General features: G+C 71.8%; 12 protein-coding genes. 5 read left to right on the top strand and 7 right to left on the bottom strand.

Annotation, left to right across the window (positions count from 1 at the left end; translation table 11 throughout):
- Nucleotides 1-69: 69 nt before the first annotated feature.
- On the top strand, nt 70-846 hold the full coding sequence (gene ddaH, locus ACFUPX_RS02090) for a dimethylargininase (protein ID WP_383314276.1): 777 nt from the start codon (nt 70-72) through the stop codon (nt 844-846).
- 183 nt (nt 847-1029) lie between these two features.
- Nucleotides 1030-2001 (top strand): acyl-ACP desaturase, encoded by a 972-nt coding sequence (locus ACFUPX_RS02085; RefSeq protein WP_383314274.1) that lies wholly within the window; start codon nt 1030-1032, stop codon nt 1999-2001.
- Between the two features lie 31 nt (nt 2002-2032).
- On the opposite strand, the gene ACFUPX_RS02080 is transcribed toward ACFUPX_RS02085, so the two are convergent.
- Nucleotides 2033-5389, bottom strand: a complete 3357-nt coding sequence (locus tag ACFUPX_RS02080) for a hypothetical protein (protein ID WP_383314271.1) — start codon at nt 5387-5389, stop codon at nt 2033-2035.
- Between the two features lie 181 nt (nt 5390-5570).
- Here ACFUPX_RS02080 and ACFUPX_RS02075 point away from each other — a divergent pair, with 181 nt between their 5' ends.
- A complete protein-coding gene (locus tag ACFUPX_RS02075) occupies nt 5571-8042 on the top strand; it encodes a hypothetical protein (protein ID WP_383314268.1) in 2472 nt (823 codons plus the stop codon).
- Nucleotides 8043-8106: 64 nt separating this feature from the next.
- Here the strand turns inward: ACFUPX_RS02075 and ACFUPX_RS02070 are convergent, their stop codons facing one another.
- Both ACFUPX_RS02070 and ACFUPX_RS02065 read right to left on the bottom strand, forming a co-directional pair.
- Nucleotides 8107-8346, bottom strand: coding sequence for a WhiB family transcriptional regulator (locus tag ACFUPX_RS02070; protein WP_383314265.1), 240 nt, complete (start codon nt 8344-8346; stop codon nt 8107-8109).
- Between the two features lie 208 nt (nt 8347-8554).
- Nucleotides 8555-9349 carry a VOC family protein gene (locus tag ACFUPX_RS02065; protein ID WP_383314262.1) on the bottom strand — a complete coding sequence of 265 codons (795 nt, stop codon included), beginning with the start codon at nt 9347-9349 and terminating at the stop codon, nt 8555-8557.
- 224 nt (nt 9350-9573) lie between these two features.
- Here ACFUPX_RS02065 and ACFUPX_RS02060 point away from each other — a divergent pair, with 224 nt between their 5' ends.
- Nucleotides 9574-10800: a glycoside hydrolase family 64 protein gene (locus tag ACFUPX_RS02060; protein ID WP_383314259.1), complete on the top strand. Its 1227-nt coding sequence runs from the start codon at nt 9574-9576 to the stop codon at nt 10798-10800.
- 115 nt (nt 10801-10915) lie between these two features.
- Here the strand turns inward: ACFUPX_RS02060 and ACFUPX_RS02055 are convergent, their stop codons facing one another.
- The 3 genes from ACFUPX_RS02055 to ACFUPX_RS02045 form a co-directional block, all read right to left on the bottom strand.
- Nucleotides 10916-11164: a chaplin gene (locus ACFUPX_RS02055; protein ID WP_383314256.1), complete on the bottom strand. Its 249-nt coding sequence runs from the start codon at nt 11162-11164 to the stop codon at nt 10916-10918.
- Between the two features lie 880 nt (nt 11165-12044).
- Nucleotides 12045-13064 (bottom strand): LacI family DNA-binding transcriptional regulator, encoded by a 1020-nt coding sequence (locus ACFUPX_RS02050; protein ID WP_383314254.1) that lies wholly within the window; start codon nt 13062-13064, stop codon nt 12045-12047.
- Between the two features lie 85 nt (nt 13065-13149).
- On the bottom strand, nt 13150-14814 hold the full coding sequence (locus ACFUPX_RS02045; protein WP_383314251.1) for a GMC family oxidoreductase: 1665 nt from the start codon (nt 14812-14814) through the stop codon (nt 13150-13152).
- A gap of 278 nt (nt 14815-15092) precedes the next feature.
- On the opposite strand from ACFUPX_RS02045, the gene ACFUPX_RS02040 reads away from it, so the two are divergent.
- The gene (locus ACFUPX_RS02040; RefSeq protein ID WP_383314249.1) at nt 15093-16610 is read left to right on the top strand and encodes a HEAT repeat domain-containing protein; all 1518 of its coding nucleotides are present in this window, start codon (nt 15093-15095) and stop codon (nt 16608-16610) included.
- Here the strand turns inward: ACFUPX_RS02040 and ACFUPX_RS02035 are convergent.
- Nucleotides 16607-17707: a multicopper oxidase domain-containing protein gene (locus tag ACFUPX_RS02035; protein WP_383314246.1), complete on the bottom strand. Its 1101-nt coding sequence runs from the start codon at nt 17705-17707 to the stop codon at nt 16607-16609. The genes ACFUPX_RS02040 and ACFUPX_RS02035 overlap by 4 nt on opposite strands.
- Nucleotides 17708-17930: the final 223 nt, after the last annotated feature.

The raw sequence follows: 17930 nt of genomic DNA, 5'->3' as shown, positions 1-17930 counted from the left end.
CAACACCCCGGCCCGGCGCCCGCCGGGCGGGGGCGCCCCCGCCGCTCCACCCCTACGGAGAGCATCCCCGTGCCCAGCAGGAAAGCGCTGATCCGCCGACCCGGCCCGCGACTCGCGGAAGGCCTGGTCACGCATGTGGAGCGGACCCCTGTCGACGCGGGGCTCGCTCTTGATCAGTGGGAGGCGTACGCCGGGGCGCTGCGGGCGCACGGCTGGGAGACCGTCGAGGTGGAGCCGGCCGACGACTGCCCCGACTCGGTCTTCGTGGAGGACGCGGTCGTCGTCTTCCGCAACGTGGCGCTGATCGCCCGCCCCGGCGCGGAGTCCCGGCGGGCGGAGACGGAGGGCGTGGAGGAGGCGGTGGCCCGGCTCGGCGCCTCCGTGAACTGGGTGTGGGAGCCCGGGACGCTGGACGGCGGCGACATCCTCAAGGTCGGCGACACGATCTACGTGGGCCGGGGCGGGCGCACGAACGCCGCGGGCGTGCGGCAGCTGCGGGCCGTCTTCGAACCGCTGGGGGCGCGGGTCGTGGCCGTCCCCGTCAGCAAGGTCCTGCATCTGAAGTCGGCGGTGACGGCGCTGCCGGACGGCACGGTCATCGGCTATCCGCCGCTGGTGGACACCCCCTCGCTCTTCCCGCGCTTCCTGCCGGTGCCCGAGGAGTCCGGGGCGCACGTGGTGCTGCTCGGTGGCGCGAAGCTGCTCCTCGCGGCGAGCGCGCCGAGGAGCGCGGAGCTGCTCACGGATCTGGGTTTCGATCCTGTGGTGGTGGAAATCAGCGAGTTCGAGAAGCTCGAAGGCTGTGTGACATGCCTCTCAGTGCGGCTCAGAGAGCTGTACGCCTGACCAGTCCTGGAGCGGGTGGGGCGAAAGGGGCACATGAGCCCTGCCGCCGCAAGCACTTTACGGAGGGCTTAACCTACGGCAACGTAACCTACGACACCGTAGGTAGATAGCACCCGCTCGTGCTACCGCGTAACCCCTACACACGTAGTCCGTAAAAAATCTCCCCGTCCCCCTGGAGCCCCCGTGACGATCACCTCTCCTCATCTCGGCAGCACGGACGACTGGACCGATGCCCGGTTGCTGTTCGCCCTGGAAGAAGTGGTCGAGAAGGAGCTCAACCGCCACATGAAGGTGGCGAAGGACTGGATGCCGCACGAGTACGTGCCGTTCTCCGACGCCCGGAACTTCCCCGGCTACTTCGAGGACGGCGAGGCCTGGGAGCCCGAGCAGTCCAAGGTCACCGACATCGGCAAGATCGCCCTCGTCGTCAACCTGCTGACCGAGGACAACCTCCCCAGCTACCACCACGAGATCGCCTCCCTCTTCGGCCGCGACGGCGCCTGGGGCACCTGGGTGCACCGCTGGACCGCGGAAGAGGGCCGCCACGGCATCGTGATGCGCGACTACCTCCTCGCCTCGCGGGCCGTGGACCCGGACAAGCTCGAGCAGTTCCGCATGGCGCACATGGCCGAGGGCTTCGAGTCCGACAACCGGCACTCGATGCTGCACTCGGTCGCGTACGTGGCCTTCCAGGAGCTCGCGACCCGCGTCTCGCACCGCAACACGGGCCACCAGTCGGGCGACCCGGTCTGCGACCGCATGCTGGCGCGCATCGCCACCGACGAGAACCTGCACATGGTCTTCTACCGCAATCTCCTGGGCGCGGCCTTCGAGCTCGCCCCGGACCTCACCATGCAGTCCGTCCGTGACGTCGTCGTCGACTTCCGGATGCCCGGACACGGCATGCCCGGCTTCGAGCGGGCCGCCGCGCAGATGGCCATCGGCGAGATCTACAACATGCGCATCCACCACGACGACGTGATCCAGCCCGTCCTTCGCTACCTGAAGGTCATGGAGATCGGCGGGCTCGGCCCCGAGGGTCTCAAGGCCCAGGAGGAGCTCGGCCTGTACATGAACGGGCTCGACACCGAAGCCAGCAAGTTCGACGAGAAGCTGGCCGCCCGCAAGGCGCGCATGGCGGCTCGGGGGAAGTAGCCACCTCCCCCTGCGGGCCACGGGTGGAGCACTACTCGTACGACGTGCACACGACCAGTGCCGCGTCCCGGACGTCCGGGACGCGGTGGGCCCGCAGACGGGCCAGCAGGTCCCGCCAGGGGCCCGCCCAGTCCGTCCGCTCCCCCAGCGATTCCACCGCCGCCACGGCGAAGAGACCCGAGGCGTGGCCGCCGTCCTCCCCGAGGCGGCGCGCCACCGGCAGCAGCGGGCCCGCGTCCCCCTCCGCGTCGGCGAGCCGCTCCCCCAGCGTCGAGGCCGTCCGCACCGCCAGGGCGGGACGCCCCTCGTGCAGCAGGGCGAGCCGCGACAGGGCCTGACCCACCTCGGCGGGCTCCGCGTCCAGGGCCACCGCCCCGGCCAGCACCTCCGCGGCCTGCGGCACGAAGTCCCCGTACCCGGCCAGCAGCTCGCCCGCCCGGATCGCAGCGGGGCGGTACACCTCCCCCTCGACGGACAGCGTCTGCGCCACGTACTCGACGCGCCGCCGGGCGGGCAGATCCCGGTCCGGCGACGCGTCCCCGTCGGAGCCCGCGAGCGCCGCCAGTGCCGCAAGCGCTCCGCAGAGCGCCTCGCCCCCGTGCGGCGCGGTCGCCGCCGCCGTCACCAGGCCCCGCGCCGCCGCCTGCCAGGTGGCCCGCCGGCCGAGGTCCGCGACCGCGTCCGCGAGGACCGAGGCCGCGTCCGGCGACCAAGGGGCCCACCGTGCGAGCGCGGCGAGCGCGAGGGCCGCCGCCTGGTCGTCATCGGTGCCGGCCACCTCACGCACGAGACGTGCGTACCGCTCCCGGTGTCCCGCCGCCAGATCCAGCGGGCGCACCCGCAGCACCGCCGTCCGCAGCACCGCCTCGCCCCCGGCCGCGTCCCGCAGCAGCGCCCACACCCGTTCCTCGCCGAGCAGCCTGCCCGCGAAGGCGACACACGCCGCCCGTACGTCGCGGTGGGCGTCCGGCGCTTCGTAGGCGTCGCCGAGCAGCGCCGCCGCCTCGGGTGCGGGCAGCCGCACGGCCGCGAGCCTGGCGGCCTCCTTGCGGCTGGTCACCTTCTTGCCCGGCCCGCACAGGACCTCCCGCAACAGCGCCGCGAGCCGGGACGGCGGGACATGCCGTGACGCCTGCGTCGCCGCGTACACCGCGACCCGCGCCCGCTCGCCTCCCGCGTGCGCGAGCAGCTCGGGCAGTGCGTCCCCGGGCCGCGCGATGTGGGCGAGCGCCCCGAGCGCCGCCTCGGCCAGGACGGTGTCCGGCGATCCGGTCCAGCGGCGGACGAGCTCCTCCCCCGCGCCGGGAATGCCGGCGCCGCGCGCGATGGCCGCCGCGCGCTCCCGCTGCGCAAGCCCCGCGTCACCGGCGGCCCGCACCAACTGCCTCGCGAGTGCCTCCTGTTGGCGGGGCAGCCAGCGGCGGATCTGGTAGACGTAGGCCGGCAGGGTCCAGTCCGCGCCCTTGGTCAGGAACCGGCCGTACGGCGGTGTCCCGGACAGGAGTTGGTCGAGCAGGTCCGTGCGGCGGGTGCACACCACGGAGCGGACCGGGGCCAGCACGCCGGTCGACGCGTCGTGCGCCAGGACGCGGGCGACGCGTTCGTCGCGGGTCGCGGGCGGCTCCAGCCAGAGGTCGATCGCCTTGGACACCGTCGCGTTGCTGCCGAACCGGATGGCCTGCCACAGCAGTTCCTGCAACTCCCGCATCCCGGCGGCGCGTCCGCCGACCGCGCGGGCCAGCGCGAAGGCGAGGCTGTAGTCGGCCTTCTCCGCGCCCGCCTCGATCCAGGGACGCAGCGCCTCGAACACGTCGTGCTCCTGGCCTCGGCGCAGGGTGTGGTCGAGCCGTCCGAGGTCGGCGCCGCCGGTGTTGCCGGAGATCCGGACGAGGGTGCGCAGCGCCCAGTTCACCAACTCCCGGTGTCCGCCCGCCGCGTGCTCGCGCAGGACGGCGACGGCCAAGCGGCTGAGGCTGCCGCGGGTGGCGTACGAGGAGTCGCGGGCCGCGACCGCGTCGGCGGTGATCCGGTCGAGGAACGGTTCGGCGTCGGCGCCGAAGAGGGCGGGCCGGGTCTCGGCGAGCGCGGACAGGGCGGCGGACCGCACCGGGTCCTGCTCGTTCTCGAGCCGGGTCATCTCTTCGAGGATCAGCGTGACTTGGTCCGTCTCCCCGGACCGGGCCGCGTTGCGGACGAGCAGCGGCCACGCCTCGGCTCGGTCGTCGGCCGCGGGCCGCCGGGTCGCCGCCACGAGCCGCTCGCGCACCTCGGCGCAGGGCAGGAAGGACTCGGCCAGGAGCACCGAACTCCACTGCGCACCGCGCTCCTTGGCCCGCTCGGCCATCCGCCGCGCCTCGTCGGCCACGGCACTGCGGGGCAGCGCGCCGAGGAGGACCCCGTCGACGGTGGCGAATCCCGCGCCGCGCCCTTCCATGGCACGGGCGTGGACGGCGGCACGTTCCGCGGGCGGGTGGGCGAGCATCAGCCGGGCGAGGTCGCCGGAGTCGTCGGCGACCGTCCGGGCGTACGTGAGGAGTTCGGGAGCGCCCGAGCGGGCGAGCTTGTGCAGTACGGAGGTCGTGAGCGCGCCACTGCGCCGCAGCGGCCACCCCCAGGTCCCGGAGAGGATCGCCAGGACGCGCCCCGGCGCCACGTCGGCCAATACGCCCAGACGCGAACGGAGTTGGAGGGGGAACGCGCTGGGCGCGAACCGGTCGAGGAGGTCGAGCACCCGCACCGGCTCCGCCGCCGTGGCCGCCGCGATCCCGGCCGCGTACCGCTGCCACCAGCCGTCCCGCAGCGCATCGGGCAGCGCGCCGAGCTCGCGCGCCGCCACGTCGAGCAGCGCTCCCGCATGCCGCCGGGCCAGCGGCCGCCAGCCCCCCACGGCATGGAAGAGCTCCGGCAGCAGCCGCTCCACCACAGGCCCCGAACAGCCCGGCAGCAGCCTGGCCGCCTCCCCGTCGCCCCATTCGCGCCGCAGCGGGCCGACGACACGGTCGGCGAGCGCGGTGCGGCGCCATGCGACGATGGCCCGCAGCAACTGCCGCCGCACCGCCTCGGGGGCGTCGACGAGCGCGGCCTCGAAGGCGGAGTCCGGGGTCCCATGGCTCTCCGCGACACGCAGCGCGTGCCCCCGTACGAAGTCGTCGGGATCGGCGAGCCGTGCCCCGGTCCACTCGGCGTCCCCTCCCGCGCAGGCCAGCAGGATGGCCACCTCACGTTCATAGGGGCCCCCGGCTTCCAGCTCCTCCAGGACCGGCCGCAGCGCGCCGCGCGCCGCGAAGTCCCGGGCGCTCTCGGCGATCTCCCGCAGCCGCCTGGGATACGGCAGGGGTTCGAGGTCGGAGAGCAGATAGCGGGCGGGGGTCTTGTCGGGCAGGGCCATGCGCGGATTCTGCCTGGCGGGAGCGGCCCGGGGACAGCGAATTGATGAGCCGGAGGGGGCGGGGCGGCCGGAGCGGCCGGTCCGCCCGCGCCACCGGACCCTGGTCGCGCGAGGCCCGTCGCGCCGAACGGATTTACGACCGCCCGCCCCGGTGCAACGGTGGAGGGCGGGGGTGGAACCCATGGCTCAGACCCATGAATGGATGTTCTACGAGGTCATGTGGCGCGGCTGGGCGGGACGGGCCCAGGTGCCCTACCCCGTTCCGTGGTGGGCCCAGGCGGCCTTCCGGCGCTGGAACGACGACTTCGACTCGGGAACGTACGAATCCAAGGAGGCTGCCTTCGCCTCCAACGCCCAGTACCGCTACTGGCACATGGTGGGCGTCAAGGACCACCGCCAGGAGTCCCTGATCGGGCAGGCGGGCGAGATCGAGCCGGTGTACGACAAGTACTGCCTGTCCTTCTTCCTCTACTCGCCGTCGACCGGCGCCGTCCGGCTGCCGCAGCTGACGGACGCCGGAGTCCTGGGCCAGCGCATGGAGGCGCCCCATCTGCCGGTGGTCCTGACGACGTTCCGCACCGCCGACGGCACCGAGTTCGTGCAGCGGACCTTCGGGACGGCCATCGGTCCCCGGCAGCGGGACCTCGTCGTGACCCGGCTGACGGTGGGCAGCGCGACCGGGCAGCCGCGCGAGGGCTGGCTGTGCGCGGCGCTCATGCCCGCGGGGCCCAGCGGCTTCCAGCGGCACGACCGCAACGGCCGCCAGATCACGGACCGGCGCCTGACGTTCCTGCGCCATCTGCCCGACGAGAACAGGGTGGAGACCAACAGCGGGTGGGGGCCGGTGTTCGACACGGCTCCGGAGCAGTACGGCGTGTACGGCAACCCGGACTTCACGTACGACCCTGGTTCCTATCTGACCCGCAATCCGTTCCACGACCTCGTCATGGGCGGCAAACTGAACGGCGCGTCGCAGGCCCAGGACCAGATAGCGGGGCTGTGCAGCGCCGCGTTCGCCTGGCCCTACCGGATCGCGGACGACGAACTGTTCGAGCTCGACGTGCGCCTTCCCGTCGACCTCTACAGCGGGGCCGCCGACCTGGCGGAGATCAGGTCCACTCCCGCCCCGGCGCTGGAGGAGGCCAACCGCCTGTTCTGGACGGGCAAGCTGATCGCACAGGGCGTACAGCCCGAACTGCCGCAGCCCGTGGCCCACTTGGCCGACCGGTTCCGCCAGTGCCGCTCGCAGCTCCTGATCCTCTCCGATCACGGCGAGATCCATCCGGGCCCGACGGTGTACGACTCCTTCTGGATCCGTGACTCGTCCGTGGAGGCGACGGCGTGCTCGCTGGTCGGTGACGCGGCCCTGGCCGAGCGCCAGTTGGGCACGCACTATCCGCTCAAGTTCAACCGCGGCTCGGGCCGGATCGGGCCCTGCGCCGAGTACGGCTTCTACGGCGGGCCGCACGAGAAGGACGACCGGGAGTGGGACAGCAACGGCCAGGCGCTGTGGGCGATCGGCCGCTTCGACCGGACCCACGGCCGGTCCACCGCGTTCGGGGCGAAGCTCTACACGCCGTACGTCGTCGACGCCGCCCGGTGGCTACGCGACAACCGCGATCAGTACGGTCTGCTGCACAGCGGCTGGAGCGCCGAGCACCTCGGCGAGCGCGACAAGCCGCACTACTGGGACGATCTGTGGGGCCTCGCCGGGCTCTACGAGGCCGCGCGGCTCGCGGAGCGGATCGGCTCCCCCGACGTGCCCGAACTCTGGGGCGCGTTCGACGACTTGAAGCGGGCGACGGCGGCCTCGATCCGCTGGGTCCTGGCGGAGCAGCAGAGGCGCGGCGCCTGGGAGACGTACATTCCGACGGGACCCGGTGACGTCGGCAGGCTCGACTCGACGATGATCGGCACGGCGGCGTTCTTCCACCCGCTGCGGCTGCACATGGGCAGCAAGCTGGGCGAGGACATCGACCGGGCGGCGCGCTGGACGCTCGACACCATGTACGCGCACTTCGTGACCGGCGGCTACCGGCACGAGGCGGCCTGGAACACCTACGGCCCCTACCTCACGACACAGTTGGCGCACGCCTACCTGCTGTCCGGCGAGGCGGCGCGGATGGACGCGCTGCTCGGCTGGATCGTGGGCGCGTCGATGCCGCGGACCGAGGAGCGGGCGGTGGCGCTGGGCGCGTGGAACGAGCAGCACGCCTTCCCCATCGCGTCCGACTACCGCGAAGTCCCCGCACGCCATTGGTACATGGGGGACATCCCGCACGGCTGGGCCGCGGCCGAGTATCTGCTCCTGATCCGCGACATCCTCTTCTTCGAGGCCGACGAGGACAGGGACCCGCACTTCTACATCGCTCCGGGCATCCGTCCCCACTGGGTGCCGGACGGAGCGTCGGTGGCCGTCGACGACGCCCCGAACCTGTTCGGGACGCCCTTCGGCTACCGGCTCACCCATGACGCGGGCAGGCGGAAGGTGACCGTGGAGATCACGCGCGCACCGGAGCGCGTGCGGTACGTCTATCCGTGCCGGTTCGGCCCGGTGCGTGCGGTGACGGCCGACGGCCGCGATCTGACGGTGACGGGGGACGACGTGCACGTGCCGGCGGGGGCGAGGAGGTTCACGGTCACTTACGCCTGAGCGCGTGAGGGGCGGAAGGTGCGTGCGGGGAGGAAGGTGCGTGCGGGGCGGGAGTGCCCGCGGCTCAGGAGCGTCTGAGGCTGAGCCGCTCCTTCTCGGAGAGGCCGCCCCAGACGCCGAAGCGCTCGTCGTGGGCCAGCGCGTACTCGAGGCAGGCCGGGCGCATCTCGCAGAGCTGGCAGATGTATTTGGCCTCGCGCACGGAGCTGCCCGGTTCGGGGAAGAAGAACTCGGATCCCGTCTGGGCGCACAAGGCCTGCTCCTGCCAGGCGAGTTCCGGCTCGGCTGTCATGTGGATCTGCATGCGGTCGAGGCTGGCAGGGGGCGCGAAACAAAGGATCAACGAACGATCAACGCCGTGACATGCGCTGTTTCGCGCACCTCCTGCTTGCCCGCGGGGAACGGGGCGAAACGCGCGGGGCTGTGTTCATGTGCTGGACGGGGAGGCCGGGACCCTCTGCTTCGGCCGTGCCTCGGCCGCGCCTCGGCCTGCCCCTCGCGGCTCCCTGCGCTCAGCCGCCGCTCGGCGCCTCCGGCTGCATCAGCGCGAACCGCGCCCCGGCCGGATCGGCGAGCTTGGCGAAGCTGCCGACGCCCGCGAGGTCCATGCGCGGCACCCGAATGGTGCCCCCGGACGGCTCGACCTTGGCCAGCACCGCGTCGATGTCGGTCACCTGGAAGTACGGAGTCCAGTACGGCCCGATCGCGGCTTCCTCCGGGGCGTCGGCCAGCGGCCACAGGCCTCCGAACATGTCGTTCTCCGTGCCGTCGGCCGGGTGCACCATCGTGTACGAACCGCCCTCGAAGGCCTGAGTCGTGGTGCCCCAGCCGAACACGGAGCCGTAGAACTCCAGGGCCGCCGTGATGTCCGGGGTGTAGAGCTCGGTCCAGCACATGCTGTTCGGGGCGTCCACCAGGTCCAGGCCCTTGTTCGTGCCCGGCTGCCAGACGGCGAAGCCGACCCCTTGGGCGTCGGTGAGGACCGCCATGCGCCCGAGGTCGCCGACGTCCATGGCCTCGTACACCGTGCTGCCGCCCGCCTGCTCGACCGCCTTGGCCGTCGCGTCGGCGTCCGGCGTCTTGAAGTAGATCGTCCAGGCCGGAGGGGCCTGGTCGGCGGTGACGGTCATGGCGCCGGCCACGGTCTTCCCGTCCACCTGATACATGCCGTATCCGCCGAATTCCGCGCCGCCCGACTGGAACTCCCATCCGAAGAGCGCGCGGTAGAAGACGCGCGCGCCCTCAAGATCCGGGGTGCCGAGGTCCACCCACGTCGGGGCGCCCGTGACATAACGGTTATTGAGCATGATCGACTCCTTTGTCGCATCTCTCTTCCGTACTTCCGATTCTGACACCCGGCACTGACAGTGCACGTGTGCTGCCACCTTGTGAAGGAAACAAGTTTCTGAGAGCGCTCTCAGTCACAACTCTTGACGCTCGAATTCGCCGACGCGACAGTGGTCGCACCGCAAGGCCGGCCACCCCCCACGGCCGCACGACATTCCCCCCACACCATCCCGGGAGACCTTCCGTGATATCGCGTCGAGTGTTCCTGTCCGCTGCAGCCGGTACCGCTGGAGCCCTCACCTACCCCGTCTGGGGAAGCGCCCTCAGCCCCGACGCCAAGGCCGCCCCCGCGACCTGTGAACTCGCCCTGCAGAACAAGTCGTTGCCCGGCCAGGTGCATGCTTACGTCACCGGACACGAGCAGGGCACCGACCGCTGGGTCCTGCTGAAGCCGGACGGCGGCGTCTACCGGCCCGATTCGCCGTCGGCGCCGCAGACCCCGCTGCCCGTCGACTGCGCGATCCCGCTCGGCGCCGCGGGTTCGGCTCCGAAGGTCCTGACGCTGCCTCAGATGTTCGGCGCCCGCGTCTACTTCGTACGCGACGACAAGCTGGACTTCTTCCTCAACCCGGGTCCGTCCCTGGTCGAGCCCGCCTTCGCGACGAAGGAGGACGCCAACTACGGGCGCACCTGGTCGTTCTGCGAATTCACCTTCAACAGCTCGCAGTTGTACGCCAACATCAGCTACGTGGACCTCGTCACGGCCCTGCCCATCGGCCTGACCCTGGAGGGCGACGCCAAGCACACGGTGGCCCCGCTGCCGGACGGAGCCGTCGACAAGATCGCCTCCGATCTCGCGGCCCAGGGGCAGAAGGACGGGCAGCCCTGGGGCGATCTCGTCATCCGGGGCGACGGCGGTGACGTACTGCGCGTCATCTCGCCGCAGAACCTCATGGCTCCGTACTTCGACCGCCCCGCCGAGATGCCGTTCCGGGACGTGTGGAACAGCTACATCGACCAGGTGTGGGAGAAGTACCGGAGCACCGACCTGAAGATCGATCTCCAGGGCGGCCGTGGTGTGTTCACCGGCCGGGTGAGCGGTGACACGCTGACGTTCAACGGCGGGCACACGTTCTCGAAGCCGACGTCGAAGGACATCTTCACCTGCAACCACGGGCCGTTCACCAACAACCCCGGGGACTCCGACGACAAGAAGGGCCTCCTGGCGCGGCTCGCGGCGGGGTTCAACCGGAGCATCATGCTGTCGCACGCGGAGCAACCGAACGGCGCGGGCGCCGGGGACTACTACAAGGGTGACGTGACCAACCACTGGGCCCGGGTGGTGCACGCGAACTCGCCCATCGGGTACGCGTTCCCGTACGACGATGTCCGCCCCGACGGCGAGCCCGACGTGTCCGGGGCCGCGCACGACGGGAATCCGCGGCGGTTCACGGTGAGTGTCGGCGCCTAGCGGCGCGGCGTATTTCCTCTCCCCCCACACATACCGCCCCGTCGCGCGCTGGTCGCGACGGGGCGGTGTGGCGTCGTGCGGGTCGGCGGGCGGCCTCACCCGCCGGTCCGGAGACCTACTGGCAGTTGTTGCCGGCGGCCGGGTTGAGGAGGCCGACGACGTTCAGGGAGTTGCCGCACGCGTTGACGGGGATGTCGACGGGAACCTGCAGCAGGTTGCCGCTGAGGACGCCGGGCGAGTTCTGAGCGGTGCCCTCGGCGTAGGCGCCGGGGCCGGGGTCGGCTACGGCGACGGCGGAACCGGCCCCGCCGATGACGGTGACCGCGGCGAAGGCCGCTGCTGCCAGGATCGCGCGCTTGCGCATGGTGTTACCTCCGGATGAGTGGAAGTGCTGAACCGAGCCTCACCCGCACACGCCACGACAAAAACGCAGGTGGACCGTGCGGGGGAACGAGGGCACCCGTTCGTGGGACGGGGAGGCTCTGATGCGGGGCCTGTCCGGCGGAGGAGCGGTGCGACGGTTCGCGGGTCGACGACACAGGGCACTGCCCACGCCGCTCCGGACCGCGGCACAGCCAAACCCCCCGGACCAGCAGGACACCCTGGCCCCCGCCCCCTCACACGACGGAGAGGCTCTGATGCGGGGTGCCTCTCCGGCGGAGGAGCGGTGCGACGGTTCGCCGGTCGGCGACACAAGGCTCTGCCCACCACACTCCGGACGAGGCACAGCCGAACACCCCAGACCAGCAGGACACCCTGGCCCCGCCCCTCACACGACGGAGAGGCTCTGACGCGGGGCCCCTTTCCGACAGAGGAGCGATGCAACGGTTCGCGGATCGGCGATACAGGGCCCTGCCCACCACACTCCAGACCGAGGCACAGCCAAACCCCCCGGACCAGCAGGACACCCTGGCCCCCGCCCTCACACGACGGGGAGGCCATGAGCCCTACTCGGAACATCGAGGCGGCGCAGACCGACTCGGTGCCAGACGGTCCGTGGGGCGACGGCGCGGCTCGGGAACAGGCACTCGCAGGAGCGGGGAGCGGGATGTCGGGTTACCCGCGCCGCACGGGCAAGGCGGCGCGCCCGCATCTCGCAAGGCTGCGTGCAGTCCTCCGGGACCGGACAGGCCTCGGGACGGGGAGGCGGCGCGGGAGCAGGCGCTCGTGTGAACGTGAGAGCGAAGAGCCCCGCCCCGCCCCGCGAGCGTCGCGCCCCGCCGGTCAGCGGCTGCGGCGGGGGGTTAGGCCGACCCCCTGCGGACCAGTTCCGTCGGCAGGACCACGCTCTCCGTGGGGAGCTCGCCGCGGGCCAGCAGCATCCTTGCCATCAGCCGGCCCATCTCCTCGATGTCCTGTCGTACGGTCGTCAGCGGCGGGTCCACCTGCTCGGCCACCGGCAGCATGTCGTCGAAGCCCACCACCGCGACGTCCTGGGGCACCCGCAGCCCCCGCTCCCGCAGCACCCGCAGCGCGCCGAGGGCCGACATGTCGTTGGCGGCGAAGACCGCGTCCAGCTCAGGGACGCGGTCCAGGAGCTCGCGCATCGCGTGCTCGCCGCCCGCCGGGGTGAAGTCGCCCTGCGCGACGAACCTCTCCCCCGCCTCCGGCAGGACGTCCCGGAAGCCGTCGAGGCGGTCCACCGCCGACGTCTGGTCCAGCGCCCCGGTGATGTGCGCGATGCGGGTGCGGCCAAGCGAGACCAGGTGGCGCACCGCGTCCCGCGCCCCGCCTCGGTTGTCGCAGTCGACGTACGGAGAAGTCGCCGTCCCCTCCGGCCACCCAGGACGGCCGCCGAACACCGTCGGCACCCCCGCGCCCTGGATGATGCCGGGCAGCGGATCGTCCAGGTGCAGGGAGAAGACGAGGGCGCCGTCCACATGGCCACCGGCCAGATAGCGGCCGACCCGCTCGTGATCGTCGCGCCCCTCCGTGAGGAGCAGCACCAGCTGGACGTCGCGCGACGTCAACTCCTTGCTGATTCCCCTCAGTTGGCGGGCGAAGAACGGGTCGGCGAACACCCGCGTCTCCGGCTCCGCGATCACCACGGCGACCGCGTCGTGGCGGCGGGTCACCAGGCTGCGGGCGGCGCGGTTCGGCACGTAGCCCAGCTCGTCGACCGCCCGCCTGACCTTCTCGGCGAGCACCTCGCGTACGCCCGCGTCGCCGTTGACGACGCGGGACACCGTGGCCCGGGAGACTCCGGCCCGTGCGGCCACGGCCTCCAGGGTGGGGCGCGGGGCGGCGCTCGGCGGCTCGGTCACGTGGGGCTCCTCGGGGGCAGCTGTCTGGTGTGCGCCGGTCAGGATACGACCGGCGGGTGGACCGGGGTGACACCCCCTGCCCGCGTCACTTCCGCGCGTCCGCCCTGATCAGCTCGGCCGCCTTCTCCGCGAGGGCCACCGTCGGAGCGTGCGTGTGGCCGCGGGTGATCCTCGGCATGACCGACGCGTCGACGACCCGCAGCGCCGTCACGCCCCGCACCCGCAGCGCCGGATCGGTGACGGAGGCCTCGTCGCTACCCATCCGGCAGGTGCCGACCGGGTGGTAGAGCGTCTCGGACGCCCCGCGGATCGACCGGGCCAGGGTCGCGTCGTCGACCGTGCCCGGATAGGGCGCCAGCGGATCCGACACGTACGGGGCCAGGGCGCGGCCCGCGAGGAGTTCCTCCGCCCGGCGCACCCCGGCGACGAGGGTGCGGATGTCGGCGTCCGCCGTCAGATAGGCGGGGTCGATGAGGGGCTGGGAACCGACCCCCGGACCTCTCGGCGTGATCCGGCCCTCGCTCTCGGGCTGGAGCAGCACCACACCGATGGTGATGCCGTGTTCGGTGGGCGGGGTCAGGCCGTGATGGACGAAAGGAACCGGGGCGTAGATCAACTCGATGTCGGGTGCGGTGAGTTCGGGCCTCGTTCTGATGAAGGCGACGGCCTCGGCGACGTTCGACGTGAGGGGCCCGCGTCCGCCGAGCAGGAAGCGGCCGACGTTGACGAGGGAGTCCGCGCCGGTCAGCGTGACGGGCTGCGGGCAGCGCGCGAGCACCGTGTAGGCGAGATGGTCCTGGAGGTGGCGGCCCACGCCCGGCGACTCGACGCGTGTCTCGATGCCCGCCTTCGACAGGTCGTCCGGGTCGCCGACGCCGGAGGCCTGGAGGAGCTGCGGGGAGCCGATGGCGCCCGCGCTGAGGATCACCTCGCGGCGGGCGATCAGCTTCCCGGGTACGCCGTCGGCGATGACACCGGCCACGCGCGTCCCGTCGAACTCCAGTCTGCGGACCCGCGCTTCGGTCAGGACGTGCAGATTGCGGCGGCGCCTGGCCGGTTTCAGATAGCCGTCGGCAACGCTCCAGCGGCGGCCCCGGCGCTGGTTGAGCGGGGTGGGCGCGAAGCCGCTGTGGTCGGGTCCGTTCAGTTCCGTCAGCTCACGCAGGCCCGCCTCGCGGCAGGCGTCGAGGAACGCGGTGGTGGTCGGGTTGAGGGACCGGGGCGGGGAGATCCAGAGCGGCCCGTCACTCCCGTAGACGCTGCCCGCACCTCCCGCACCTCCCGTGCCTCCCGCACCTGCGGCACCACCGGTGCCGTCTGCCCCACCAGCCCCGCCCGCCGCGCCCGCCCCGCCCGTCCACCGCTCCGCACGCCGGAAGTAGCGCTCGAACGCGTCGTAGGACCACTCGGGCCCCGCCGCCTCGCCCCACGCGTCGTAGTCGTCGCGGTGGCCGCGCACCCACATCATGGCGTTCATCGAGGACGAGCCGCCCAGCATGTGACCGCGCGGCCAGTACAGTTCGCGGCCGTCGAGCGCGGACTGCTTCGACGTCGAGTAGTCCCAGTCGTACGGCGTCTTGAACAGCTTCGGGAAGGCCGCCGGAATGCTGACCTCGGGCTTCCGGACGCGTGGCCCCGACTCGACGAGCGCCACCCGCGTCGCGGGATCCTCGGAGAGCCGGGCGGCGAGGACGCACCCCGCGGAACCGGCACCGACGATGACGTAGTCGTACACGCTGTCCTTGCTCAACTCGACTCCCTTGAATGGCAGTTCACGGAGGATGCGCACAGAGGACGTACAGGCGTGGCGCATGGTGACGCATGGATGAGGCGTACAAGGAGTACACCCAACGTGGACCTCTGGGTAAAGGGATGGCGCGAGGATCGGCCGGTCCTCCACGATCTCCACATGACGACCAGAAAGGGCGGTCCCGGACAGAGTGCGAAGCGGCCACCGCATCGCGGGCCCGACGCGGCGAGCGAGGACGTCCCGTCGGACCTCGGGAACACGCCACCTAGGCTGTCGTGATGTTCACGAAGCGGAGAGCGCGCAAGCAGGCGGAGCTGCACGAGGAGCTGGCCGCCGCGCTGCGGGATCCGGACGCGGAGGTCCGGCGGAAGGCGTCGAAGGCCGCCGCCGAGTCCGGTGACCTCCGTTGGGCGCTAGGTGAGTTGACTCAGGCGATGGAGCGCGAGCCGTGGGCGGAGAGCTTCTCGGAGACGGTGGTGGAGGGCTTCGCCGCCGCGCTCCGTCGCGAACGGGCGCTTCGTGAGCGTACGGAGCAGATCTTCACGCGGTACCTGGACGACCCCGAGGGCTTCGTGCGGGCCTGGACCGCGCTGACGGCCGAGCTCGGCGGCGCCCCTGCCGTGCGGGACGTCGACAGTGACCTGCGCGACGACACGCGGTCGTGCCTCCAGCAGCTGAGCGACCGGGCATGGCCGGACGGGGGGCTCTTCAGCGTCGGAGAACCGAACGGTTTCCTCCGGAACGCGGCCTTCGACGACGCGGTCTCGCTGGCCTGCCACGCGCTGCGCGGGAGCACACCCCTCTCCGAGCAGGAAGCGGACCAGGTCCGCGCCGAGACACGCACGGCCCTCAAGAACGCGCTGCTCCACACGCCGGGGAGCGAAGAACGAGCGACGCTTCTGGCCCCGTTCACCCCGGCCACGGAGCTGGAGGCATGGACCGACCGCGCCCGTGCGGTCATCCGCGCCGACGAGGCACTTGCCCTGTGCCCGAGCCAGCCGAACGAGGGCGGGGAGGGCGAGGGGGAGGACGAGGCGCAGGACATGGTGACGTTGGGCGTTCAGGCCCTGGCCAGAATCCTCTTCGGCAAAATGGTCCGACGCGACCGGGTGCTGGAGACCCTCGACCGCCTCGTCGCGCGGCAGGCCCACGACACGCAGGACCCCTTCCTCGTGAGCGCGATCCTGCGGTGCTACCACCACTTGCACCGGCCCATGTCCCTGGAGAATCCGCCCCTGGACCTCTTCATGGACGGGCTGCGTCACCCTCACCCCGCCGTCCGCGTCTCCGCCGCCGACGGCCTCATCGCGCTCGCCGCGGGCTCCCCCGAAGAGGGCAGGGCCGTGCAGGGACTCGTCGGCCTCCTGGAGCACGACCCCGACGACGGCGTCCGCCGCACCGCGGCCGCCGAACTGCGGTGGCTCGACGACGGCGGGACGGCCCACGACGGCCTCGCCGCCGGAGCCCTGGAGCGCCAGGCCGACTCCGCCGACCCGGAGATCCGCGCGCTGAGCGTCTCCGACGCCCTGCGACGCGGCGCCCCGGACGCGCTCGACCGGCTCCTCGGCGCGCTCGCATCCCCCGACCCGCACTGGGACCTGCTGGTGGGCCTCTCATACGTGCCCGACGGCCCCCGCCGCGGCCTCCCGTCGCGCTCCGTGCGCAAGGTGCTCATCGAGCGCCTGGAAACTCTGCGCGACTCCGGTTGGGCCGAGCGGAACGCGCCTGAGGACTTCACGGCCGGGGACGCCCGGGAGGAGCTCACCACCCTCCTCGACACCATGCGCAATCGCTAGCCGTGATCGTGGCCGGAGCCCTCGGACTCCTTCGCGTCCCCGGACTCCTTCGCGTCCCCGGACTTCTTCGCGTCCCCGGACGACTTCTTTCCGCCCCCGGCAGACTTCTCCGCACCCCCTGAAGACCCCTTCGCCGCCCCCGAAACATGATGCGGCTCATAGTCAGGAATCGTCCCGTCCGCCTTCTTCACCAGGAAGAAGCCCGCCATCCCCATGTCGGAGTGGCTCTGCACATGGCAGTGGTACATCCACGCGCCCGCTCCCACCCCCTCCCCCGCGATGACCTGGAAGCCGAAGGAGTCCCCCGGGCCGGTGATCTTGTCGTCGAGGATCTGACTCGGGTCGTCGGGGCCGGTGAGCAGGCCCGTGCGGTTGTCCGCCCAGCGGTGACCGTGGACGTGGAACGTGTGGTAGTACTCGCCGTGCGTGATCGAGACGAACTCGACCCGATCGCCCACCGTGGCCTCGAAGTTGGGGCTGTCGTGACCGGCCTTGTTGTTGATCGTCATGTCGTTGAAGACGATCGTGAAGGTCTTGTCCGGCAGCAGGTCACCCTTGCGCCGCACGATCAGCGGACCGTAGAGCCCCTTGCGCACGCCGCCCGTCCCGTGGTCGGTGCCGACCACGTGGTCGTGGTAGTGCCAGTAGCCCGCCGTGCCCGGCCGCCACGTGCCGTCCTTGCGGCGGCCCGGCGCGTGCGTGCGCCAGGTGTAGGTCCGCTTGCCGCCCGGCTCGACGTGGCTGCTGGTGTGTCTGGTTCCGTCGCTGGATATCTCGTAGTCCATGCCGTGGACGTGCAGGCTGGCGTCCACGTCCATCGTGTTCTCGAACTCGATGTGCAGGGTGTCGCCCTCGTTCAGCTCGATGAGCGGGCCGGGGATCGACGCCTTGCCCTTCTCCAGGCCGTAGCCCATCTGCCCGTCCGGCAGCTTCTCGGCGTAGAGCTTGATGCGGCGCACCTCGCCGCCGGCCGGGGCGGTCTTCGGCCCCTCGGCCGTGCTCGCCTCGGGCGCGGAGGCCAGCGACAACGATGTCACCCCGGCCGTCGCGACCGCCCCACCCACGAGCATCCGTCGGTTGAAGCTCCGTCGGTCCATGCCGAACTCCCCACTGCGGTACGGAGGCTGACGGGGCGCAGGTGGCCCCCGAGACGGCCACACGGTATCGGGGAGACCTTCGTTTATCCACACGCAGGACAAAGTTCGCGGAATTCCGTCCGTACCTATTGGCGAGTGGCGGAAAGAGGTCTAGCTTCATCCGCGCCTGTTGCTGTGACCGACGAGGGGTGGGTGTACTCATGCGGCTCACACCGCATCAAGA

The sequence above is a fragment of the Streptomyces sp. NPDC057302 genome (assembly GCF_042667685.1).
Taxonomy (GTDB): Bacteria; Actinomycetota; Actinomycetes; order Streptomycetales; family Streptomycetaceae; genus Streptomyces.
This window is presented reverse-complemented; position numbering and strand designations above follow the sequence as displayed.

What these genes read in the sequence shown, in the direction of transcription:
- ACFUPX_RS02055 (WP_383314256.1), bottom strand. Translation starts at nt 11,164, where the DNA reads ATGCGCAAGCGCGCGATCCTGGCAGCAGCGGCCTTCGCCGCGGTCACC.
- ACFUPX_RS02070 (WP_383314265.1), bottom strand. Translation starts at nt 8,346, where the DNA reads ATGCAGATCCACATGACAGCCGAGCCGGAACTCGCCTGGCAGGAGCAG.
- ACFUPX_RS02065 (WP_383314262.1), bottom strand. Translation starts at nt 9,349, where the DNA reads ATGCTCAATAACCGTTATGTCACGGGCGCCCCGACGTGGGTGGACCTC.
- ACFUPX_RS02035 (WP_383314246.1), bottom strand. Translation starts at nt 17,707, where the DNA reads ATGGACCGACGGAGCTTCAACCGACGGATGCTCGTGGGTGGGGCGGTC.
- ACFUPX_RS02040 (WP_383314249.1), top strand. Translation starts at nt 15,093, where the DNA reads ATGTTCACGAAGCGGAGAGCGCGCAAGCAGGCGGAGCTGCACGAGGAG.
- ACFUPX_RS02080 (WP_383314271.1), bottom strand. Translation starts at nt 5,389, where the DNA reads ATGGCCCTGCCCGACAAGACCCCCGCCCGCTATCTGCTCTCCGACCTC.
- ACFUPX_RS02075 (WP_383314268.1), top strand. Translation starts at nt 5,571, where the DNA reads ATGGCTCAGACCCATGAATGGATGTTCTACGAGGTCATGTGGCGCGGC.